23 protein-coding genes are annotated in these 22,209 nt (G+C 70.4%); 18 read left to right on the forward strand and 5 right to left on the reverse strand.

Annotated elements, in window-relative coordinates:
* Positions 1–102 precede the first annotated feature (102 nt).
* Positions 103–1,905, reverse strand: coding sequence for a glycoside hydrolase family 15 protein (locus tag OG194_RS37065; RefSeq protein ID WP_327407338.1), 1,803 nt, complete (start codon positions 1,903–1,905; stop codon positions 103–105).
* A gap of 533 nt (positions 1,906–2,438) precedes the next feature.
* Here OG194_RS37065 and OG194_RS37070 point away from each other — a divergent pair.
* The 13 genes from OG194_RS37070 (at position 2,439) to OG194_RS37130 (ending at position 15,978) form a co-directional block, all read left to right on the forward strand.
* On the forward strand, positions 2,439–4,106 hold the full coding sequence (locus tag OG194_RS37070; RefSeq protein ID WP_327405108.1) for a CTP synthase: 1,668 nt from the start codon (positions 2,439–2,441) through the stop codon (positions 4,104–4,106).
* A 123-nt stretch (positions 4,107–4,229) separates the two neighbouring features.
* Complete coding sequence (locus OG194_RS37075; RefSeq protein ID WP_327405109.1) at positions 4,230–4,856, forward strand: NUDIX hydrolase; 627 nt, start codon at positions 4,230–4,232, stop codon at positions 4,854–4,856.
* Between the two features lie 168 nt (positions 4,857–5,024).
* Positions 5,025–7,112 carry a tetratricopeptide repeat protein gene (locus tag OG194_RS37080; RefSeq protein WP_327405110.1) on the forward strand — a complete coding sequence of 696 codons (2,088 nt, stop codon included), beginning with the start codon at positions 5,025–5,027 and terminating at the stop codon, positions 7,110–7,112.
* Between the two features lie 142 nt (positions 7,113–7,254).
* Positions 7,255–8,370, forward strand: a complete 1,116-nt coding sequence (gene ald / locus OG194_RS37085; protein WP_327407339.1) for an alanine dehydrogenase — start codon at positions 7,255–7,257, stop codon at positions 8,368–8,370.
* 401 nt (positions 8,371–8,771) lie between these two features.
* Entirely contained in the window at positions 8,772–9,908 is a 1,137-nt protein-coding gene (locus tag OG194_RS37090; protein ID WP_327405111.1) for a ParA family protein, read from the forward strand.
* Positions 9,893–10,444, forward strand: coding sequence for a hypothetical protein (locus tag OG194_RS37095; protein ID WP_327405112.1), 552 nt, complete (start codon positions 9,893–9,895; stop codon positions 10,442–10,444). The genes OG194_RS37090 and OG194_RS37095 overlap by 16 nt, the downstream gene beginning before the upstream one ends.
* Before the next feature lie 18 nt (positions 10,445–10,462).
* The gene (locus OG194_RS37100; RefSeq protein ID WP_327405113.1) at positions 10,463–11,464 is read left to right on the forward strand and encodes a segregation and condensation protein A; all 1,002 of its coding nucleotides are present in this window, start codon (positions 10,463–10,465) and stop codon (positions 11,462–11,464) included.
* The gene (gene scpB, locus OG194_RS37105) at positions 11,461–12,117 is read left to right on the forward strand and encodes an SMC-Scp complex subunit ScpB (protein WP_327405114.1); all 657 of its coding nucleotides are present in this window, start codon (positions 11,461–11,463) and stop codon (positions 12,115–12,117) included. Before OG194_RS37100 ends, scpB begins: the two co-directional genes overlap by 4 nt.
* Entirely contained in the window at positions 12,117–13,313 is a 1,197-nt protein-coding gene (locus OG194_RS37110) for a pseudouridine synthase (RefSeq protein WP_327405115.1), read from the forward strand. Before scpB ends, OG194_RS37110 begins: the two co-directional genes overlap by 1 nt.
* 124 nt (positions 13,314–13,437) lie before the next feature.
* Positions 13,438–14,166: an NUDIX hydrolase gene (locus OG194_RS37115; RefSeq protein WP_327405116.1), complete on the forward strand. Its 729-nt coding sequence runs from the start codon at positions 13,438–13,440 to the stop codon at positions 14,164–14,166.
* Positions 14,163–15,185, forward strand: a complete 1,023-nt coding sequence (locus OG194_RS37120) for an ADP-ribosylglycohydrolase family protein (RefSeq protein WP_327405117.1) — start codon at positions 14,163–14,165, stop codon at positions 15,183–15,185. The genes OG194_RS37115 and OG194_RS37120 overlap by 4 nt, the downstream gene beginning before the upstream one ends.
* Positions 15,186–15,247: 62 nt before the next feature.
* Complete coding sequence (locus OG194_RS37125; protein ID WP_327405118.1) at positions 15,248–15,571, forward strand: type II toxin-antitoxin system Phd/YefM family antitoxin; 324 nt, start codon at positions 15,248–15,250, stop codon at positions 15,569–15,571.
* On the forward strand, positions 15,568–15,978 hold the full coding sequence (locus OG194_RS37130) for a type II toxin-antitoxin system VapC family toxin (protein ID WP_327405119.1): 411 nt from the start codon (positions 15,568–15,570) through the stop codon (positions 15,976–15,978). Before OG194_RS37125 ends, OG194_RS37130 begins: the two co-directional genes overlap by 4 nt.
* On the opposite strand, the gene OG194_RS37135 is transcribed toward OG194_RS37130, so the two are convergent.
* The 4 genes from OG194_RS37135 to OG194_RS37150 are packed head-to-tail and all read right to left on the reverse strand — an operon-like array spanning position 15,967 to position 18,439.
* Positions 15,967–16,659: a nucleotidyltransferase domain-containing protein gene (locus OG194_RS37135; RefSeq protein WP_327405120.1), complete on the reverse strand. Its 693-nt coding sequence runs from the start codon at positions 16,657–16,659 to the stop codon at positions 15,967–15,969. The two genes, OG194_RS37130 and OG194_RS37135, sit on opposite strands and share 12 nt — an antisense overlap.
* Before the next feature lie 21 nt (positions 16,660–16,680).
* Positions 16,681–17,094 (reverse strand): Rieske (2Fe-2S) protein, encoded by a 414-nt coding sequence (locus tag OG194_RS37140; RefSeq protein WP_327405121.1) that lies wholly within the window; start codon positions 17,092–17,094, stop codon positions 16,681–16,683.
* A 49-nt stretch (positions 17,095–17,143) separates the two neighbouring features.
* The gene (locus OG194_RS37145; RefSeq protein ID WP_327405122.1) at positions 17,144–17,728 is read right to left on the reverse strand and encodes a DUF6529 family protein; all 585 of its coding nucleotides are present in this window, start codon (positions 17,726–17,728) and stop codon (positions 17,144–17,146) included.
* Between the two features lie 36 nt (positions 17,729–17,764).
* Positions 17,765–18,439, reverse strand: a complete 675-nt coding sequence (locus OG194_RS37150) for a hypothetical protein (protein WP_327405123.1) — start codon at positions 18,437–18,439, stop codon at positions 17,765–17,767.
* Positions 18,440–18,616: 177 nt separating this feature from the next.
* Here OG194_RS37150 and OG194_RS37155 point away from each other — a divergent pair, with 177 nt between their 5' ends.
* From OG194_RS37155 to OG194_RS37175, 5 genes are all read left to right on the forward strand, one after another.
* Positions 18,617–19,048: a YidB family protein gene (locus OG194_RS37155; RefSeq protein ID WP_327405124.1), complete on the forward strand. Its 432-nt coding sequence runs from the start codon at positions 18,617–18,619 to the stop codon at positions 19,046–19,048.
* A 91-nt stretch (positions 19,049–19,139) separates the two neighbouring features.
* Positions 19,140–19,508, forward strand: a complete 369-nt coding sequence (gene aroH, locus OG194_RS37160) for a chorismate mutase (protein WP_033286250.1) — start codon at positions 19,140–19,142, stop codon at positions 19,506–19,508.
* Positions 19,505–20,599, forward strand: coding sequence for a prephenate dehydrogenase (locus OG194_RS37165; protein ID WP_327405125.1), 1,095 nt, complete (start codon positions 19,505–19,507; stop codon positions 20,597–20,599). Before aroH ends, OG194_RS37165 begins: the two co-directional genes overlap by 4 nt.
* A gap of 258 nt (positions 20,600–20,857) precedes the next feature.
* Positions 20,858–21,553: a (d)CMP kinase gene (gene cmk, locus OG194_RS37170; protein WP_327405126.1), complete on the forward strand. Its 696-nt coding sequence runs from the start codon at positions 20,858–20,860 to the stop codon at positions 21,551–21,553.
* Positions 21,511–22,194 carry a lysophospholipid acyltransferase family protein gene (locus OG194_RS37175; protein WP_327405127.1) on the forward strand — a complete coding sequence of 228 codons (684 nt, stop codon included), beginning with the start codon at positions 21,511–21,513 and terminating at the stop codon, positions 22,192–22,194. Before cmk ends, OG194_RS37175 begins: the two co-directional genes overlap by 43 nt.
* Positions 22,195–22,209: the final 15 nt, after the last annotated feature.

Here is a 22,209-nt window from a genome sequence, read left to right on the forward strand (position 1 = left end):
AGCGGCGGCCGGGGCACCTGGATTTTCCCGCCGCGGTACGGATGCGGCGGTGCCTCCGTCCCCGGGCACCTTCTCGGGCCCGGGGCATGCGCTCAGCGGACGTCAGCCGCCGTAGGCCCCCGAAGCCGTCAGGCGCAGGGCCGTGTCGATCAGGGGGACGTGGCTGAAGGCCTGCGGGAAGTTGCCGACCTGGCGTTGCAGGCGCGGGTCCCACTCCTCGGCGAGGAGGCCCAGGTCGTTGCGGAGCGACAGGAGCTTCTCGAAGAGCTTGCGGGCCTCGTCCACGCGGCCGATCATCGCGAGGTCGTCCGCCATCCAGAACGAGCAGGCCAGGAACGCGCCCTCGTCGCCGGGGAGGCCGTCGACGCCCTCGTCCGTGCCCGAGGTCGGGTAGCGCAGGATGAAGCCGTCCGGGGTGGACAGCTCGCGCTGGATCGCCTCGATCGTGCCGATCACGCGCTTGTCGTCCGGGGGCAGGAAGCCCATCTGCGGGATGAGCAGCAGCGAGGCGTCCAGCTCCTTCGAGCCGTACGACTGCGTGAAGGTGTTGCGCTCCTTGTCGTAGCCGCGCTCGCACACGTCCCGGTGGATGTCGTCGCGCAGCTCGCGCCACTTCTCCAGCGGGCCGTCCGCGTCGCCCGACTCGATCAGCTTGATCGTGCGGTCGACCGCGACCCAGGCCATCACCTTCGAGTGCACGAAGTGACGGCGCGGGCCGCGCACCTCCCAGATGCCCTCGTCCGGCTCGTCCCAGTGCTTCTCCAGGTAGCGGATCAGCTTCAGCTGGAGCAGGGAGGCGTAGTCGTTGCGGGCCAGGCCCGTCATGTGGGCCAGGTGCAGGGCCTCGGTGACCTCGCCGTAGACGTCCAGCTGGAGCTGGTGCGCCGCGCCGTTGCCCACCCGGACCGGGCCCGAGTTCTCGTAGCCCGGCAGCCAGTCCAGCTCCGCCTCGCCGAGCTCGCGCTCGCCGGCGATGCCGTACATGATCTGGAGGTTCTCCGGGTCGCCGGCGACGGCCCGCAGGAGCCACTCGCGCCAGGCGCGGGCCTCCTCGCGGTAGCCGGTGCGCAGGAGCGAGGAGAGGGTGATGGCCGCGTCGCGGAGCCAGGTGTAGCGGTAGTCCCAGTTGCGGACGCCGCCGATCTCCTCCGGGAGGGAGGTGGTCGGCGCGGCGACGATGCCGCCCGTCGGGGCGTACGTCAGCGCCTTCAGCGTGATCAGGGAGCGGACCACCGCCTCGCGGTACGGGCCGTGGTACGTGCACTGCTCGACCCAGTCGCGCCAGAAGTCCTCCGTGGCCTCCAGCGACTGCTCCGGCTCGGGGAGTGCCGGCGGCGGCTTGTGCGAGGGCTCCCACGAGATCGTGAACGCGATGCGGTCACCCGGCGCGACGGTGAAGTCGGCGTACGTCGTGAGCTGCTTGCCGTAGGTCTCCGCCGATGTGTCGAACCACACGGAGTCGGGGCCCGCGACGGCGACCGTGCGGCCCTCGTGCTTGTGCACCCAGGGGACGACCCGGCCGTAGGAGAAACGCATCCGGAGGGCCGAGCGCATCGGGACGCGGCCGGAGATGCCCTCCACGATGCGGATCAGCTGGGGGGCGCCGTCGCGAGGGGGCATGAAATCGGTCACGCGGACCGTGCCTCGCGGGGTGTCCCACTCGGACTCCAGGATGAGCGAGTCGCCGCGGTAGCCGCGCCGGGCCGCCATGGGCGGCGGCGTGTCGGAGGCGTGGGCCGGGCCCAGCCGCCAGAAGCCGTGTTCCTCGGTTCCCAGTAGACCGGCGAAGATGGCATGGGAGTCGAATCGGGGCAGGCAGAGCCAGTCCACCGTGCCGTCCCGGCAGACCAGGGCAGCGGTCTGCATGTCTCCGATGAGTGCGTAATCTTCGATGCGCCCGGCCACGTGCAACTCCAGTCGAACGGCCACGTCGCCCCATGGAAAAGGGGCGGTCGCTGTGTGCGGTCAAGGGATCGTTTGTAGTGCGTCGTTGAGCCATGAAGCAAATGGGGGTCGTTGCCCAACGGACTGACGAGCTCTCGTTGTTCCGGGTAATACGGGCGGGGGTGGTGCCGTGTTCCGGACCGGCTCGGCAGCGAGTGTCCGAGCAGGATACGACGCACGTAGATGATCTGTGTGCCGCTCTCGCCAACGGACCTGGGCCGAACGGGTGAGCACCCGGTGAGAAGCAGGTAACCAGGGCGCGTCTGTGTCGACGGGAGGCGTGTTCATGTCGATGCAGGTCGCGTCCGTGTCGAGGCGGGCGCGGAGCGTGGCCGGAAGCCATCCCCTCCGGGCGCTGATACCCTGGTAGCCCGTGGACCGGTGGGCAAGAAACCCCCGAACCGCAGCGACGGCGCCTCCAGAAAAACCCGGGATCTCCGGGCGGGCAGCCGCACCGCACCCCAGACCGCGACCACGGGAGCCCCCTCTTGGCCATGCCGCCCGCTGCTTTCCGAAACAGCAACACCACGACGACCAAGCACATCTTCGTCACCGGGGGTGTCGCCTCCTCACTCGGCAAGGGCCTCACCGCCTCCAGCCTCGGCATGCTCCTCAAGGCGCGGGGCCTGCGCGTCGTGATGCAGAAGCTCGACCCGTACCTGAACGTCGACCCCGGCACGATGAACCCCTTCCAGCACGGTGAGGTGTTCGTCACCAACGACGGTGCCGAGACCGACCTCGACATCGGCCACTACGAGCGCTTCCTCGACCGCGACCTGGACGGCAGCGCCAACGTCACCACCGGCCAGGTCTACTCGACGGTGATCGCCAAGGAGCGGCGCGGCGAGTACCTGGGCGACACCGTGCAGGTCATCCCGCACATCACCAACGAGATCAAGCACCGCATCCGGCGCATGGCGACCGACGAGGTCGACGTCGTCATCACCGAGGTCGGCGGCACGGTCGGCGACATCGAGTCGCTGCCCTTCCTGGAGACGGTCCGCCAGGTCCGCCACGAGGTCGGCCGCGACAACGTGTTCGTCGTCCACATCTCGCTCCTGCCGTACATCGGCCCCTCGGGCGAGCTGAAGACCAAGCCGACCCAGCACTCGGTCGCGGCCCTGCGCAACATCGGCATCCAGCCCGACGCCATCGTGCTGCGCTCCGACCGCGAGGTACCGACCGCGATCAAGCGCAAGATCTCGCTGATGTGCGACGTCGACGAGGCCGCCGTGGTGGCCTGCCCCGACGCCCGCTCGATCTACGACATCCCGAAGACCGTGCACAGCGAGGGCCTGGACGCCTATGTCGTCCGCAAGTTGGACCTCCCGTTCCGCGATGTGGACTGGACGACCTGGGACGACCTGCTCGACCGCGTCCACAACCCGCTGCACGAGATCAACCTCGCACTGGTCGGCAAGTACATCGACCTGCCCGACGCCTACCTCTCGGTCACCGAGGCGCTGCGCGCCGGCGGGTTCGCCAACAAGGCCCGCGTGAAGATCAAGTGGGTCACCTCGGACGACTGCAGGACCCCGGCGGGCGCCGCCAAGCAGCTCGGTGACGTGGACGCGATCTGCATCCCCGGCGGCTTCGGCGACCGCGGTGTCTCCGGCAAGGTCGGCGCCATCCAGTACGCCCGCGAGCACAAGATCCCGCTGCTCGGCCTCTGCCTGGGCCTCCAGTGCATCGTGATCGAGGCCGCGCGCAACCTCGCCGGCATCGCGGACGCCAACTCCACCGAGTTCGACCCGGCCACCGGCCACCCGGTCATCTCCACCATGGCCGAGCAGCTCGACATCGTCGCCGGCGAGGGCGACATGGGCGGCACCATGCGCCTGGGCATGTACCCGGCCAAGCTCGCCGAGGGCTCCATCGTGCGCGAGGTCTACGACGGCAAGGAGTACGTCGAGGAGCGCCACCGCCACCGCTACGAGGTCAACAACGCCTACCGCGCCGAGCTGGAGAAGAAGGCCGGCCTTCAGTTCTCCGGCACGTCCCCGGACGGCAAGCTCGTGGAGTACGTCGAGTACCCGCGCGAGGCGCACCCCTACCTCGTCGCGACCCAGGCCCACCCCGAGCTGCGCTCCCGACCGACCCGGCCGCACCCGCTCTTCGCGGGCCTGGTCAAGGCGGCTGTGGAACGCAAGACGGGCAAGTAGTACGAAGGTTGTACGGTGACCGGGGTGCGCGCCTTCAAAAGGTGTGCACCCCGGCCGTTTTTACGTGACGTCCGTGAACTGTGTTTCGGGTACGTGATTCGTGTACGTGTGGAGGGACAGCGCATGACGATCAAGGACACCCCGGAGGAGTGGGAGATCCGGGCGACGGTGACCCCGTTCGTGGGCAACAAGACCTCCGTGCGCACCGACGACGTGGTCATGCCCGACGGCACGGTCGTGCACCGCGACTACCAGGTCCACCCCGGCTCCGTGGCGATCCTCGCGCTCGACGAGGAGGACCGGGTCCTGGTCATCAAGCAGTACCGCCACCCCGTACGGCAGAAGCTGTGGGAGATCCCGGCCGGACTGCTCGACATCCCGGGTGAGAACCCGCTGCACGCCGCCCAGCGCGAGCTGTACGAGGAGGCGCACGTCAAGGCCGAGGACTGGCGGGTGCTGACCGACGTCTACACCACGCCCGGCGGCTGCTCCGAGGCCATCCGCGTCTTCCTGGCCCGGGACCTGTCCGAGGCCGAGGGGCAGCGCTTCGAGGTCGAGGACGAGGAGGCCGACATGGAGCACGCGCGTGTGCCCCTCGACGACCTGGTCCGCGGGGTCCTCGCCGGCGAGCTGCACAACAACTGCCTCGCCGTCGGCGCCCTCGCGCTGGTCGCCGCCCGGCACGGCGACGGCGTCGACGCGCTGCGCCCCGCCGAGGCGCCGTGGCCCGCGCGTCCCTTCGAGTCCTGAACCCACCCCTTGGTCACCGATCCCCGGTGTGACGATCGGCTGATCCGATCGGGGGACGTGCCCGCCGCGCTCCGCACGGTTCGTCGCAGAGCGTGAACTAGGCTCTGGAATCACCCGATCCGGAGTCCCGGCGGGCTATGCGCGTGCAGTGGGACGGGAGTGTGGCCCGTGACGGATCAGGCGGTGGACACCGGCGGCGTGAGGCTGTCCGAGGACACTACTCCCGAGGGCCAATTCCTGGGCCGCGCAAGAGAGTTGAAGGAGCTGCGCGCCGACATCGAGCGCGCCGGACTGGACACCATCGCGGGCCGCAAGGCCCCCCGCGCACGCGTCCTCCTCATCGCGGGCAAGCCCGGCTCCGGCCGCAGCGCGCTGGCCGAGGAACTCGTCCGACAGGTCGCCGACCGTTACGACGCCGGTGTGTTCCGCGCGCGGCTCAGCGAGCCCGACGGCACTCCCGTCCCCACCGAGCGCACCGCCCGCGAACTCCTCACCGCCCTGGAGCTGCCGACCCCGGCCGGCGCCTCCGAGGACGACCTCTCGGACATCCTGCGCGAAGCCCTCTCCGACCGCCGGGCGCTGCTCCTGCTGGACGACGCGGCCGACGCCGAGCAGGTCGACGCGCTGCTGCCGGACTCCCCGGACTGCCTCGTCGTCGCCGTCTCCGGCGGCCCGCTCACCGGCATCGCCGACGTCCGCCCCTGCACCCTGGGCGGACTCGACACCAAGTCCGCGCTGGAACTCCTCACCCGCTACACCGGCGCGGTCCGCATCACCGTCGACCCGGTCGCCGCCGAGGGCCTCGTCGAGGTGTGCCGGACCCAGCCCGCCGCGCTGACCCTGGCCGGCGGCTGGCTCGCCGCCCGCCCGCAGGCCGCCGTCGCCGACCTCGCCAAGCACCTGCACGCCGAGAGCGACGAGGGCTCGCCCCTGAGCCGCGTCTTCCGGCTCGTCTACGGCTCGCTGCCCAGCCCCGCCGCCCGGATACTGCGACTGCTCTCCCTCGCCCCGGCCGGCCTGGTCGACCCGCAGACCGCCTCCGCGCTCGCCGGCTGCTCCGTCAACGGCGCCCGCACCACGCTGGACGACTTCGTCGCCGCCGGCCTGCTGCGGGCCTTGGACTCCCCGCTGCCGCAGTACGAGGTCCCCGGCTGTCTCCAGCCCCTCCTGCACGGCCTCGCCGAGACCCAGGACCGCCCGGCCGAACTCCAGCTCGCCCGCGCCCGCATGCTGGAGCGCACCGTACGGCTGCTCCAGTCCTGCCGCGCCATCACCGAGACCGACAGCCCCCAGGCCCGCGAGAAACTCCTCGGCACGCCCAGCGCGCTGCGCTTCCCGACCCCCCGCGCCGCCGCCGACTGGCTCCGCGTCCGCCAGCCCGCCCTGCTCGCCTCCGCCCGCCTCGCGGTCGCCGACGGCGAACTCGACACGCTGGCCCGCCGGTTGATGTCCCAGCTGGTGCGCGCGATGGTCGCCCACTTCGGCACCCAGGCCGCCGCCCCCGAGCTCTACGGCATCCACCGCCTCGTCCTCGACGTGGCCGAGCGGCGCGACCTGCCCCGCGAGAAGGCCGCCGCGCTGCTCAACCTCGCCGATCTGGACGCGCAGACCGGCCGGACGACCGAGGCGCTGGCCCGCTACCGGGCCGCGCTGGACGCCGGACGCGAAGCGAACGACCCGTACGCGACCGGCCGCGCGATGGAATCCGTAGGCGGCGCGCACCAGGAGCTGGGGGACCACGACCGGGCCGCCGACTGGTTCGGCCGCGCGCTCGCCCAGCGGCAGGCCCGGGCCGAGCACGTGGACGCCGCCCGGCTCTACGGCCGGATCGGCGCGGCGCACACCTACGCGGGTCGTTACGGCGAGGCGCTCAGGAACTGGCGGGCCGCCGTGGCCGGGCACCGCAAGAACGGTGATGTGGCCGCCCAGGCAAGGGCGTTGAGCGAGTTGGCACGGGTCCAGGAGTACGCGGGCCGCCCCGAGGAATCGCTCGCCACCTGCCACGAGGGCGTCGAGTGGGCGCGCCGCGCCGAGGACGTACGGCTCCAGGCGGCACTCCAGCTGCGGCTGGCCGACACCCTCGACCGGCTCGGCGACCCGGCGTCCGCCGCGCTGCACCGCGGGACGGCCGAGCGGATGCTGGGCGAGGAGCTTCTGGAGGCCGATTGCGCCCCCGAATCCCCGGAATCCGCCTCCGAACCCCTGGAACAAGACGCTAACGCCTGCGAAATCCGTAGTACATCCGCAGAAGATTGATGCATTGAAAGGCTAGACACGGAGAACGCCTTCATTAGACTGGCTCTGCCGCACCTTCTCCTGCGGTCTCCCGGTGCGCTCGTGCATGTCCGGGTATGAGATGTATTGCCCCACACCCTCTGAGCCAAGGACCGTGATCGACGTGAAGGTCGGCATCCCCCGCGAGGTCAAGAACAACGAGTTCCGGGTGGCCATCACCCCCGCCGGCGTGCACGAGCTGGTGCGCCACGGCCACCAGGTCTTCATCGAGCAGAACGCCGGCGTCGGCTCCTCGATCACGGACGACGAGTACGTCTCGGCCGGTGCGCGGATCCTGGCCACCGCCGACGAGGTCTGGGCCACCACCGACCTGCTGCTCAAGGTCAAGGAGCCCATCGCCGAGGAGTACCACCGCCTCCGCAAGGACCAGACGCTCTTCACCTACCTGCACCTGGCCGCCTCCAAGGAGTGCACCGACGCGCTCGTCGAGTCCGGCACCACGGCCATCGCCTACGAGACCGTCGAACTCCCGGGCCGCGCCCTGCCGTTGCTCGCCCCGATGTCCGAGGTCGCGGGCCGGCTGGCCCCGCAGGTCGGCGCCTACCACCTGATGCGCTCGGTCGGCGGCCGCGGTGTCCTCCCCGGCGGTGTCCCCGGCACCCAGCCCGCGCGCGCCGTCGTCATCGGCGGCGGTGTCTCCGGCTGGAACGCCACACAGATCGCCGTCGGCATGGGCTTCCACGTCACGCTGCTCGACCGCGACATCAACAAGCTCCGCGAGGCCGACAAGGTCTTCGGCACCAAGGTCCGGGCGATCATGTCCAACGCCTTCGAGCTGGAGAAGGCCGTCCTGGACGCCGACCTCGTCATCGGCGCGGTGCTCATCCCGGGCGCCAAGGCACCGAAGCTGGTCACCAACGAACTCGTGTCGCGGATGAAGCCCGGAAGTGTTCTTGTCGACATCGCGATCGACCAGGGCGGCTGCTTCGAGGACTCGCGTCCCACGACCCACGCCGAGCCGACCTTCCCGGTCCACAACTCGGTCTTCTACTGCGTCGCCAACATGCCCGGCGCGGTGCCGAACACGTCCACCTACGCGCTCACCAACGCGACGCTCCCGTACATCGTGGAGCTCGCCAACCGCGGCTGGGCCGAGGCGCTGCGACGTGATCCTGCTCTCGCCAAGGGTCTCAACACCCATGACGGCAAGGTGATTTACCGCGAGGTCGCCGAGGCGCACGGACTGGAGCACGTCGAGCTGGAATCGCTGCTCGGCTGACTCTGTCGACTAAGTCACCGTTCAGTAAAAGGCGATACGTCAACACAGGTCGTCAACACCGCACGCCCGGCCGGACCTTGCCCGACAAGGTCCGGCCGGGTGTGTGTATGGTCACTTTGCGGCACTCGGCCAACTCGCCCCGAACGTAACCCTTGAACCGATTCGTGCACCGGTGAAACCTGCCGTGCGACTGCCGTACGCCCTTGACAGAGGGATGTTTCATTGCCGACACATCGGGCCGGGTCCGGCGGATTGTGTTGCTGCGAACACCCGACACGCCATAGAGTCGCCGAACGTCGGCATGGTGCCACGCTGACCTATCGAGAAATTCCCTGGTCACCAAGGAGGTAAGACGACTTGTGAATGAGTCGACATTTACTCCCGGGGGTGGTCAACCAGGAATGCCTGCAAAGGGCCAGGAGCCCGCGGGGTTCGAGGCTGTCGGCTCCGTCGCGGTGCGTACCTTCGCAGCCCACCGGGGTCACCACAAGCCAGGGGCGACCCAGCCAGCACACCAGAGCATGGATGGCCATCACGTGAACGCCATGGCCGGCGACGGAAGGGGCGCGCCCCGCAACCAGTTCGCCGACTTCGACGAACTGCCCGACGGGCACTTCTACGACCCCGACGCCGAGTACGAGCCCGATCCCGAGTACGCGGCCACACTCGCGCCCGACGCCGCCCGCCAACGCCGTGAGCGCGTGGGCCCTACCGGACGCCCGCTGCCCTACTTCCCGATCCCGGGTCCGCTGACCAGTCACGGCCCCGCGACGATCGTCGCGATGTGCAACCAGAAGGGCGGCGTCGGCAAGACCACGTCGACCATCAACCTGGGTGCCGCACTCGCGGAGTACGGCCGACGCGTACTGCTCGTCGACTTCGACCCGCAGGGCGCGCTGTCGGTCGGACTGGGCGTCAATCCCATGGAGTTGGACCTCACCGTCTACAACCTGCTCATGGAGCGGGGCATGTCGGCCGACGAGGTGCTTCTCAAGACAGCTGTCCCGAACATGGACTTGCTGCCCAGCAACATCGACTTGTCGGCCGCCGAAGTGCAGTTGGTGAGCGAGGTCGCGCGCGAGTCCACCCTCCAGCGGGCGTTGAAGCCGCTGATGGCCGACTACGACTACATCGTGATCGACTGTCAGCCCTCCCTCGGCCTGCTCACCGTGAACGCCCTGACGGCGGCTCACAAGGTGATCGTGCCGCTGGAGTGCGAGTTCTTCGCGCTGCGCGGAGTCGCGCTGCTGACGGAGACCATCGAGAAGGTCCAGGAGCGCCTCAACCCCGAGTTGGAGCTCGACGGGATCCTCGCCACGATGTACGACTCCCGCACCGTGCACAGCCGTGAGGTCCTCGCCCGCGTGGTCGAGGCGTTCGACGAGCACGTCTACCACACGGTCATCGGGCGCACGGTGCGCTTCCCGGAGACCACGGTCGCCGGTGAGCCGATCACCACGTACGCCTCCAACTCCGTCGGTGCCGCCGCCTATCGCCAGCTCGCCAGGGAGGTGCTCGCCCGGTGTCACGCCGAGTGAGTCTGCCGGGGGCCGACGAACTGTTCCGTACGACAGGGGGGATGGCGCTTCAGTCGTCCACCCCCAGGAGCCGGGCCAACGGCGAGGCCCGGGTACCGGCTCCGGCGGGGGAGAGCGACGGTGCCGCCGCCGGGGACGACGCCCCGCAGTCCGTACCCGCCCAGGGCGGTGACGGAGAGGGCGCCGAGCACGTAGCGGCGGACTCCGACGGCGGCGAGTCCCGCAGCCGGTCCGCGGACGGCTCAGGACGACGTCAGGAGGCGCAGGAAGGTTCTGCCCAGCCTCGGAAGCAGCGACAGCGGGCGCAGGCCAACCGTCGGCCCAGCGGGCGGGAGCGGCACGACGAGAAGATCACCGTGTACGTCTCCGCCGAGGAACTCATCGACCTGGAGCACGCGCGCCTGATGCTCCGGGGCGAGCACGGCCTCGCGGTCGACCGCGGGCGGATCGTCCGCGAGGCGGTCGCCGTCGTCCTGGCCGATCTGGAGTCCCGCGGGGACGCGAGCATTCTCGTCCGCCGGCTTCGCGGGCGGTAGCGGTAGCCTGCGGGGGCCATGACCTCGAACGACGCTCCCGCATCCGGCGCACCCGCCGGCCGTCGGCGTGCGCTGGGCAAAGGGCCGGGTACGGCTCCGGAGCCTGAGGCCGAGGTCGCGGTCGTCGTGGCGGTGCCGGAGCCCGAAGCTGTCGTAGAAGAGCCTGAGGCGGCTGTTGAGGAGCCCTCGGCCGAAGAACCCGATGACGGGGTCTTCAAGGTGCGGCTCGCCAACTTCGAGGGGCCCTTCGATCTTCTCCTTCAGTTGATCTCGAAGCACAAGCTCGATGTCACCGAGGTGGCGCTGTCCAAGGTCACCGATGAGTTCATGGTGTACATCAGGTCGATGGGTCCTGACTGGGATCTGGATGAGACGACCGAGTTCCTCGTCGTCGCGGCGACCCTGCTGGATCTGAAGGCGGCCAGGCTGCTGCCCGCCGCCGAGGTCGAGGACGAGGCCGATCTCGCGTTGCTGGAGGCGCGGGACCTGTTGTTCGCGCGGTTGTTGCAGTACCGGGCTTACAAGCAGATCGCCGACATCTTCAACCGGCGTCTCGACGACGAGGCCCGGCGCTATCCCCGTACCGTCGGGCTCGAACCGCACCACGCCGAGCTGCTGCCCGAGGTCGTCATCCGGATCGGGCCCGAGGGCTTCGCCAGGCTCGCCGTGAAGGCGATGCAGCCCAGGCCCAGGCCGCAGGTCTACGTCGATCACATCCACGCGCCGCTCGTCAGCGTGCAGGAGCAGGCCGGGATCATGGTCGCGCGGCTGCGGGAGCTCGGCGAGGCCAGCTTCAGCGTGCTCGTGGACGACACCCACGACACCCTGACCGTCGTAGCGAGGTTCCTGGCCCTTCTGGAGCTCTACCGGGAGAAGGCCGTCGCGCTGGACCAGGAGACCGCGCTCGGGGATCTGATCGTGCGCTGGACCGGTGGGGAGGGGGAGGGCGAGCCGGTGGTGACGGACGAGTTCGACCGGCCGCCCGAGCCGCCCAAGGAGATCAAGGAGGAGTCGGCGTGAGCGAGGAGACCACGGGCGTACCGGCGAGCCCGTCCGCCGTCGCGGATCTCGCCCTCAAGCCCGCTCTGGAGGCCGTCCTGATGGTCGTGGACGAGCCCGCGACCGTGGAACACCTCGCGAAAATACTCCAGCGGCCCAAACGGCGGATCGCGGACGCGTTGCGCGAGCTGGCCGACGAGTACACCGTGCAGGGGCGCGGTTTCGAGCTGCGGCTGATCGCCGGCGGATGGCGGTTCTACTCCCGGCCGGAGTACGCGCCGGCCGTCGAGGGCTTCGTCCTGGACGGGCAGCAGGCCCGGCTCACACAGGCGGCGCTGGAGACCCTGGCGGTCGTCGCGTACCGCCAGCCGGTCAGCCGCAGCAGGGTCTCGATGGTCCGCGGAGTCAACTGCGACGGTGTGATGCGCACCCTCTTGCAGCGGGGTCTGGTCGAGGAGGCGGGCACGGAACCCGAAACAGGTGCGATCCTGTACGTGACGACGAACTACTTTCTGGAGCGGATGGGCCTGCGCGGCCTGGACGAGCTCCCGGAGCTCGCGCCCTTCCTCCCTGAGGCTGAGGCGATCGAGGCGGAGACGCTGGAAGGGGTCCCGTCGTTCGATCCGGATGCACCGGATGCAGATGCAGACGAAACGACGACGACGGAACTTTGATGCGAAGCAGTGGCAGTGGCAGCAGTGGTGGCGGCAGCGGTAGGAGCGGCGGGCGCGGCAACCCCCGCGGGACCGGCGGGGGCGGCAGTCCCCGGGGTTCCGGTGGGGGCGGCGGCGGCCGTGGCTCCGGCGCGGGCAACTCCCGGGGTGCCGGCGGGGGCGGCTCCCAGCCGAGGGGCGCGAGCGGCGCGGGAGGGCGCGACGACAAGCCGAAGCGCGCCGGAAAGCCGCGTCCCGAGGAGCGGCGCTACGACGTAGGCCCCACGGGATCCCACGAAGGTCCCAAGTCGGGGCGGGGTGCGGCCGCGCGCGGTGGTGCCAAGGGCGGCCCCAAGCAGGGCCAGGGCACCGGACGCGGGCGCTGGGCGCCGGCGACCTCGCGTGAGTACGACGCGCGGGCCGAGGAGCGCAACCGGGAGCGGTACGCGGGCAAGAAGGACATCAAGCCGCCCAAGACCTTCCCGGGCGCCGAGCAGGAGGGCGAGCGGCTGCAGAAGGTCCTCGCACGCGCGGGCTACGGCTCCCGGCGGTCCTGCGAGGAGCTGATCGAGCAGTCCCGGGTCGAGGTCAACGGCGAGATCGTCGTCGAGCAGGGGCTGCGCGTCGACCCCGAGCACGACGAGATCAAGGTCGACGGGCTGACGGTGGCGACGCAGTCGTACCAGTTCTTCTCGCTGAACAAGCCCGCCGGTGTCGTCGCGACGATGGAGGACCCCGAGGGCCGGCAGTGCCTCGGCGACTACGTCACCAACCGTGAGACGCGTCTTTTCCACGTCGGGCGGCTCGACACCGAGACCGAGGGTGTGATCCTGCTCACCAACCACGGCGAGCTGGCGCACCGGCTGACCCACCCCAAGTACGGCGTGAAGAAGACCTACCTCGCGCACATCGTGGGCCCGATCCCGCGTGATCTGGGCAAGCAGCTCAAGGACGGCATCCAGCTGGAGGACGGGTACGCGCGTGCGGACCACTTCCGTGTCGTCGAGCAGACCGGCAAGAACTACCTGGTCGAGGTGACCCTCCACGAGGGCCGCAAGCACATCGTGCGGCGCATGCTCGCGGAGGCCGGTTTCCCGGTCGACAAGCTGGTGCGTGTGTCGTTCGGCCCGATCACCCTGGGCGACCAGAAGTCGGGCTGGCTGCGGCGGCTGTCGAACACCGAGGTCGGGATGTTGATGCAGGAAGTCGATCTCTAGGTCTGAGTTCTGTTCGTGGCGGCCGGTTCCGGGTTCTCCGGGGCCGGCCGTTTCGTTGCGGGGGGTTGTGCGGGAGCGCGGCCACTCTTTATGGTCTAACTGACCATTAAGGGAGTGGGTGCACGTGACCACATCACCGGGATACGACAAGTACGCCTTCGAACCTTTCGCCGTCACCGCCGACCTCGCCGTCCTCACGATCCGCGCGGGCGCCCTGCACGTGCTGCTCGTCGAGCGCGGTCAGGAACCGTACGCCGGGCACTGGGCGTTGCCCGGCGGCTTCGTGGCGCCGGACGAGTCCGCGGAGACGGCCGCCCGGCGTGAACTCGCCGAGGAGACCGGCCTGTCGGACGTCTCCGGGCTGCATCTGGAGCAGCTGCGCACCTACAGCGAGCCCGACCGCGACCCCCGGATGCGGGTCGTCACCGTCGCCTTCGCCGCGCTGCTGCCCGATCCGCCCGAGCCGCGTGCGGGCAGTGACGCGGCGCAGGCGCGCTGGCTGCCGTACGACTCGCTCGGCCCGCTCGCCTTCGACCACGACCGGATCCTGGCCGACGCGCACGAACGGGTGGGCGCCAAGCTGGAGTACAGCTCCCTCGCCACCGCGTTCTGCTCGCCCGAGTTCACGCTCGGGGAGCTGCAACAGGTCTACGAGACCGTGTGGGGTTCGGAGTTGGACCGGCCCAACTTCCGCCGCAAGGTGCTCGCCACGCCGGGTTTCGTCGAACCGGTGCTGGGCGGGGCCAAGTTGACGGGCGGTCGGGGGAAGCCGGCCGCGCTGTACCGCGCCGGGGACGCGACTGCCCTGTATCCGCCGCTGCTTCGGCCTACCCGGGAAGGACGTTCCGCATGACTGCGTCGACTGTCCGTAAGCGTGCCGCCACGGGAGCCCTGGTGGGACTCGCCCTCGGGGACGCGCTCGGTTTCCCGACCGAGTTCAACGCCGTGACCGACATCCTTGCCAAGTGCGGTCCTTGGCGGGAGATGGAGCTGCCGAGGCCCGCGATCGTCACCGACGACACGCAGATGACGCTTGCGTTGGGACGCGGGCTGCGAACTGCCATGGAACGGGGGCTGCTTGGGCCCAAGCGGATGGAACGGCCGGTGCGCGAGGAGTTCGTGGACTGGTACCAGTCGCCGGACAACAACCGTGCCCCCGGCCGGACTTGCCTCGTCGCCTGCAACCTGCTGAAGAGCGAGGGGCGGGCGTGGCAGGACGCCAGCCAGATCGGTTCGAAGGGCTGCGGGGCCAACATGCGCGTCGCGCCGATCGGGCTCGTTCCCGGTCTGGACGACGAACAGCGCTCCGGCGCCGCCCAGTTGCAGTCCGCGCTGACCCACGGCCACCCGACCGCCCTCGCCGCGTCCGACCTCACCGCGCATGCCGTACGGCTGCTCGCGCAGGGTGCGGAACCGACCGGGCTGGTCGGGCTGCTGCGGTCGTACGCCGTCGAGAACCGCACCCGGTACAACCACCGTTGGCTCGGTGACCTGTGGACGCGGAGCCAGGACCCCTCGCCCGAGCACTTCATCGCGCGGGGCTGGGACGAGTGTCTGGAGGTACTCGGCCGGCTTGAGGAAGCAGTGCGGACCGTGTCCCCGGAGACCGACCCGTGCCTGGCCACCGGCGCGGGCTGGATCGCCGAAGAGGCCCTGGCCACTGGGCTGTTGTGCTTCCTGCTCTTCGTGGAGGAGCCGGTGACCGCGTTGCGGCGCGCGGCCTGTACGTCCGGTGACTCGGACTCGATCGCTTGTCTTGCGGGGGCGTTCGCGGGGGCACACCTCGGCGCGGACGCCTGGCCCGAGGAGTGGGCGGGGCGGATCGAGTACCGGGGGGAGCTGTTGGGGCTGGGGGCGCTCTGGGATGCCTGACGTTTCGTGGCTGTGTCCGACATAGATGGACGGTGTCATGCGGTGGGCGTATTGTGGCAGGCATGAGTAAGACGAAGCGCAGGCGCGTGCCGGTCCGGGAACTGTCCCGGCACACCGCGGCTCTGTTGGACGCCGTGGCGGCGGGGGAGTCGATCGAGGTCACTCGGGACGGGGTGCCGGTCGCCATACTGTCTCCGCTGGAGCCTGCCGAACGGGACATCCGTGCCGCGATCGCCGTCGGCCTGCTCGACGCCTCGGTCATGGACGAGGGGCGCGGCGGCGAGGCCGTGGATGCGCTGGAGCGGCTGCGTGCGGTCAGGCGGGACGCGGAGGGGCGCGGCCCCACCGCCGAACTGCTCGCTCAGCGCGAGGAGGAGACGCGGTGACGCTGCTCTACCTCGACGCGTCGGCCATCGCCAAGCTGCTGCGGGTCGAAGCGGAGACGGCCGCGCTGGAGCAGTGGATCGGGCAGCACGGCGGAATGCGTCGTGTCGTCACCTGCGACCTGGCGCAGACCGAGGTGCGGCTGCTGCTGCACCGGCTCGGCGCGGACGAGGTCGAGAGGGTCGCCGCCGACGCGCTGCTGAACGCCATCGCGCGGATTCGTCTCACGCCCGAACTGATGCAGGAGGCAGGGGAGTTGGCGCCGAATACCTCGCTGCGCAGCCTCGACGCGATCCACACCGTGGCGGCGCTGAAGGTCGGTCACGGGGTCAGCTGGTTCGTGACGTACGACAAGCGCCAGGGCGAGGCCGCCGCCGACGTGGGGCTTGCCGTGGCGTCACCCCGCTAGGACGTCGGTGGACGCGCGGCGGACCCCGATCAGGAAGTCCTCCACTCGGCGTCGGTCCGGCTCCGCCGGGAGTCGGGTGCGGGTGGCTGCCTCGTCCGTCTCCGTTGCCAGGCGGGTCATCCAGGACTCGACCTCCGGCCAGGGGACTTCGCCGCGCTTCACCGCGAGGAGCGGGGCGCGTTGGTCGCCGACGTCGATCCTCAGGGTGCCCGTGCGGAGCAGGTCGCGGGCGCTGGTGAGGAGGCGGAGGAGGTGCATCGCGTGTTTCCAGCGCGGGGCGCCGTGTGTGCGGATGTCGACCTCCAGCTTTTTCCGCTGGCTGAACGCGTAGCGCGTGAACGTCTCGTGGACCTGGCGGGAGAGGAACGCGTCGCGCAGGGCGAGGAGTTCGCGGCCGGTGGCGTCGACGTGCTCGACGAGGGGGGAGTGGAGGCACTCCAGGATGTTCGGGTTCGCGCGCAGGGCCAGTTCGCAGAAGCGCTCCAGCTCCCAGCTGAACTGCTCCTCCGCCGGGCCCTCGATGTGCGTCGGCGGCTTGTCGAAGCGCCAGAACAGGGGAGTGGGGGCCACGAACACGCCCCGGCGATCCGTGTCGCTGCCGTCCGTCGCCAGGCCGAAGGCGCGTGAACCCATCACGCAGGCGTAGATCGTGTGGTCGCGGACCAGGTTCTCGAACGGCATTCCCGGAGCGTACGTGGCATCTCACGCCAGGCGGATCGAATTTCCCTCCACCTTGATCTGCTCGGCGGGCAGCGGCTTCGGCGCCGGTCCCGCCTCCACGGAACCGTCCGCGATGCGGTACTTGCTGCCGTGGCACGGGCAGTCGATGGTGCCGTTCGCGACGGTGCCGACCGTGCAGCCCTGATGGGTGCAGATCGCCGAGAAGGCCTTGAACTCGTCCTTCTTCGGCTGGGTCACCACGATCTTCTGGTCCTTGAAGATCTTGCCGCCGCCCACGGGGATGTCGGAGGTCTTCGCCAACTCCTGGCCGCCGGTGGCCTTCACGGACGACGAGCCCGAGGAGTCGTTGCTGTCGCCGTACTTGCTACAGCCGGCGGTGAGCGCGGCGGCCGCACCCGTCGCGAGGACCGTGCGGCGCGTCGAGCTGTCGGTCATGTAGTCACTCCGAAGGGGGTCGTCGTGTCGTTGCCACGACGATGGATGGTCACGTCGTCACTCCGACGGTGCGGAAGAACCAGAGGGCGGATGTCAGCCAGAGCAGCGTGAGGACGGTGAAGACCAAGCCGCCGATGACCGGTAGCAGCCAGCCGGGCAGGCGTTCCGAGCGGAGCAGCAGCATCTTGGCACTGAAGGCGCCGAAGAACGCGCACCCCAGGAGGGAATGCCACATCACGCGTGTCGAGTACGTCTGGTACCCGAACGCGTAGAGACAGTGCACCGCGACCGGCACCGCCACCAGGAACGCGATCCGCCCCGACCAGCGGTGCAGCGTCGCCGACCAACTCGGGCCCGGCAGCCTGCCGTAGACCATGAAGGCCGAGACGACCTGGACGAGGGCGAAGAAGAACGCGGTCGTCGCGAGCCAGGACTTCACCGCGCCCGTGCTGCTGAAGCCGGCGAGGTTGAAGGCGGTGCCCGCCGGGTCGTGGACCTTGCCGTAGACGCCGAGGCCGACCGCTACGGCCGCGGCCACGAGGGCCGGGATCAGGTAGCGGGCGGGGCTGTCGTGGGGGCGTGCGGGCGGGCGTGGGGGGTAGGCCTGGGTGGCGGCGTTCGGGTCGGCGGTCATGATCGGCTCCCTGAGGCGGTTGGTGGGTCAGGGGGGTCAGGGGGTGACGGGTCGTGCCGTTAGTTGCCGGCCGTCGACCGTGACCGTGCCGGTCTCCGGGTCGATGCGGGGCGCGGCGGCGGTCTTGCCGTCGCGGGTGACGATGCCGGTCTGGCGGCCGTTCGGCAGCACGATCCAGCCGCCGTCGATCTTGGCGCCGCGCACCTTCGCGGTCGCGCGCCACAGGCCGGACGGCTTGACCGCCTTGTCGGCGGTGAACGTGTACGGCCGGCCCTCGTCCTTGACGGTGCCGTGGATCTTCCTGCCCTGCTCGATCCTGCCGTCGAGTACGGCGCCGTTCGGGGCGGTGAGCTTCATGCTGCCGTCGTTGTTGACGCGGCCCCTGAGCCAGGCCTCCTTGTAGCGGCCGTCGCAGAAGTAGGCGACCGCCTTGCCGTCACGGACGGAGACCGCGACCGAGGCGGCGTCGTCGTCGGTGCGGCCGGCGTAGTTGGCGTTCGCGACGGGCGGCTTCGACGGCGACGGCGTCGGGCTGGGCGTGGCGGACGGTGTCGGTGACGTCTTCGCCGGCGTCTTCGGTGACGCGGACGGCGATTGCTCGCGGTACGAGGACGACGCGGTCTTCGTCCCCGATGTCGAGTTGAGCGTCAGCATGAACAGGCCCAGTACCAGGCCCGCCAGAAGAGTGAGCAGTGGTCCAGGACGCTTCAATGTGGGCCTCCCCCGAGGCGGGCTACCCGCCTATGAGAGCGGACTCGGGGCCGTGGGTAAAGAGGCATACCGGGATGATCTCACCCCAAGTAGCGGAACGGGATGGTTCGGGTGACATTGGCAGGGTTCGAGGCCGGGCCCCGACCAGCGGCCGGCCGCTCTCGAAAGGTGCGAGCCATGGCGGGCAACGATCTCGGTGGCCTTCTCGGTGGTCTTCTGGGGGGAGCGGGCGGAGGGGGCCGGAGCGGTTCCGGCAGCGGCAACATCCTGGGCGCGCTGCTCGGGGCTCTCGGTGGCGGCTCGGGTGCCGGTAGCGGAAGCAATCCGTTGGGCGGGCTTCTGGAGATGCTCACCAAGTCCGGGCTCGCCGAACAGAAGGACTCCTGGGTCGGTACCGGGCAGAACCAGGCCGTCACCGGTGAGCAGATCCAGCAGGCGCTGCCCGACGAGACCCTTCAGAAGGTCGCCGAGCAGGCCGGTGTCACCCCGGAGCAGGCCGCGAGCGACCTCGCGCGGACGCTGCCCCAGGCCGTCGACAAGCTCACCCCGGAGGGGCAGGTGCCGCAGGCCGCCTCGCTGGAGGAACTGGTCCGGCGACAGTCCCTGTGACCGTCTCGGTGGGCGGGCGCCGCGCACCCGTAGCGGACGGGCTGATTAGGCTGGAAGTACCAAGAGCCGTACATCAGCGAGGAGCTAAGCCGTGGCGGTACGAGCGGTCCGGGGCGCCGTCCAACTGGACAAGGACGAGGCCGGGCACATGGACGAGCAGGTCGGAGCGCTGCTCACCGCCGTCCTTGAGCGGAACGGCCTCACCGCCGAGGATCTGATCAGCGTCTGGTTCACGGCCACGCCCGACCTGCACAGCGACTTCCCGGCGGCCGCCGCGCGCAAGCTCGGCAGCGGGTTCGCCGACGTGCCGCTGATCTGCGCGCAGGAACTCGACATCGAGGGCGCGATGCCCCGCGTGGTCCGCGTCCTCGCGCACATCGAGTCCGACCGGCCCCGTGCCGACATCGCGCACGTGTACCTCGGTGCGGCGGCCGCCCTGCGCAAGGACATCGCGCAGTGAGGACCGCGCTCGTCATCGGTACCGGGCTCATCGGTACGTCCGCCGCGCTCGCCCTCGCCTCCCGGGGCGTCGTCGTCCACCTCACCGACCACGACCCCGAGCAGGCCCGTACGGCGGCCGCGCTCGGCGCCGGTACCGACGAGGCGCCGGACGGGCCCGTCGACCTCGCGATCGTCGCCGCGCCGCCCGCGCTGGTGGCCGGGGTGCTGGCCGACGCGATGCGGCGGGGGGTGGCCCGGGGTTACCTCGACGTGGCCAGCGTGAAGGGCGGTCCGCGGCGGGAGTTGGAGTCGCTGGGCCTCGACCCGGCGGTGATGTCCCGGTACATCGGCTCGCATCCCATGTCCGGGCGCGAGAAGTCGGGTCCGCTGGCGGCGACCGGTGACCTCTTCGAGGGGCGCCCGTGGGTGTTGACGCCCACCCGTGACACCGACACCGAGGTGTTGAACCTCGCCCTGGAACTGGTCTCGCACTGCCGTGCCGTGCCGGTCGTCATGGACGCCGATGCCCATGACCGGGCCGTCGCGCTCGTCTCCCACATGCCTCATCTGGTGTCCAGCATGGTCGCCGCGCGGTTGGAGAACGCCGAGGAGGCCGCCGTACGGCTGTGTGGGCAGGGGATTCGGGACGTGACCCGGATCGCCGCGTCCGACCCCCGGATGTGGATCGACATCCTCTCCGCGAACCCGGGGCCCGTCGCCGATCTGCTCACCGATGTCGCCGGGGATCTGGAGGAGACGGTTCGGGCCTTGCGGGCTCTCCAGTCCGCCGATGACGACAAGCGGCGGGAGGGCGCGGGCGGGATCGAGGACGTGCTGCGGCGGGGAAACGCGGGGCAGGTCCGCGTCCCCGGCAAGCACGGGTCCGCTCCGCGGGTGTACGAGGTCGTGGCTGTGCTGATCGACGACCAGCCGGGGCAGTTGGCCCGGATCTTCGCGGATGCGGGGATGGCGGGGGTCAACATCGAGGACGTGCGGATCGAGCACGCGACCGGGCAGCAGGCGGGACTCGTGCAGTTGTGGGTGGAGCCGAAGGCCGCGCCGGTGCTGACCGCGGCGTTGCGGGAACGGGGCTGGGCGATCCGGCAGTAGCGCGCGGCGTGGGGGCGGGCGTCCCTGGGGGCTGCGCCCCCAGACCCCGCTTCGGCCCTGAAGGGGCCTCGTCCTCAAACGCCGGACGGGCTGGGTGTGCGCGGCCTGTGTTGAAAGGGTGCCGGACGGCCTGGATCATGCGCACCGGCGTCCAAGAAGAGCAGGGGCCGGACGAGTGACGCGCACCCAGTAACCTTGTCCGGGGCGCACTCGCGACCCCGCCCCGCTCACCACCCCGCACCAGGAAGGTGTCCTCCCGTGGAAAACGGCGCCGCCCGGACCGCCCCGGCAGTGATTGTCGCCATCGACGGCCCCTCCGGCACGGGCAAGTCGAGCACGTCGAAGGCCGTTGCCGCGCAGCTCGGGCTGAGCTATCTGGACACCGGGGCCCAGTACCGGGCGATCACCTGGTGGATGGTGAACAACGGGATCGACATCACCGACCCCACCGCGATCGCGGACTTGGCAGGTAAGGCGGAGATCGTCTCGGGCACCGACCCGGCGAACCCGACCATCAGCGTCGACGGCGTGGACGTGGCCGGTCCGATCCGTACGCAGGAGGTCACCTCCAAGGTCAGCGCGGTCAGTGCGGTGCCCGAGGTGCGGGCCAGGATCACCGAGCTGCAGCGGTCGTTGGCCGCCGAGGCGGAGCGGGGGATCGTGGTGGAGGGGCGGGACATCGGTACGACCGTGCTGCCCGACGCCGATCTGAAGATCTTCCTCACCGCGTCCCCCGAGGCGCGTGCCGCCCGGCGGAGCGGTGAGCTGAAGGGCGCCGATGTGCAGGCCACGCGTGAGGCGCTGCTGAAGCGGGACGCGGCCGACTCCTCGCGCAAGACCTCGCCGCTCGCGAAGGCGGACGACGCGGTCGAGGTGGACACCTCCGACCTCACGCTCCAGCAGGTCATCGAGTGCGTCGTCACCCTCGTCGGGGAGAAGCGGGCCGCGAAGTGACTGCACCTACGGAGCGCGGGGCCGAGATCGGGCGGCGCATCGGCGTCGGCCTGATGTACGGGCTGTGGAAGCCGCGTGTGCTGGGTTCCTGGAAGGTTCCCGCCACCGGCCCGGTGATCTTCGCCGTCAACCACTCGCACAACATCGACGGCCCGATGGTCATCGGTGTGGCGCCTCGCGCTTCGCACTTCCTGGTCAAGAAAGAGGCGTTCGTGGGGCCGCTCGGGCCCTTCATGCGTGCCGTCGGGCAAGTGGAGGTCGACCGTTCGACCGCCGACCGTACGGCCGTCACCCGCGCGCTCGACATCCTGAAGGGCGGCGGGGTCCTCGGGATCTTCCCCGAGGGCAGCCGCGGCGAGGGCGACTTCGCCGCACTGCGCGCCGGGCTCGCGTACTTCGCGGTCCGCGGCGGCGCCCCGATCGTGCCGGTGGCCGTGCTGGGCAGCTCGGAGAAGAGCGGACGGCTGATAAAGGCGCTGCCCCCGCTGCGCTCCCGCGTCGACGTCGTCTTCGGCGACCCGTTCGACGCGGGCGACGGCTCCGGCCGCCGTACCCGCAAGGCCTTGGACGAGGCCACCGAGCGCATCCAGAAGCAGCTGGCCGCCCACCTGGACGACGCCAGGCGCCTCACCGGGCGCTAAGAGACACTTGAGTAG

Origin of the sequence: Streptomyces sp. NBC_01288, from assembly GCF_035982055.1 — a bacterium.
GTDB lineage: Bacteria > Actinomycetota > Actinomycetes > Streptomycetales > Streptomycetaceae > Streptomyces.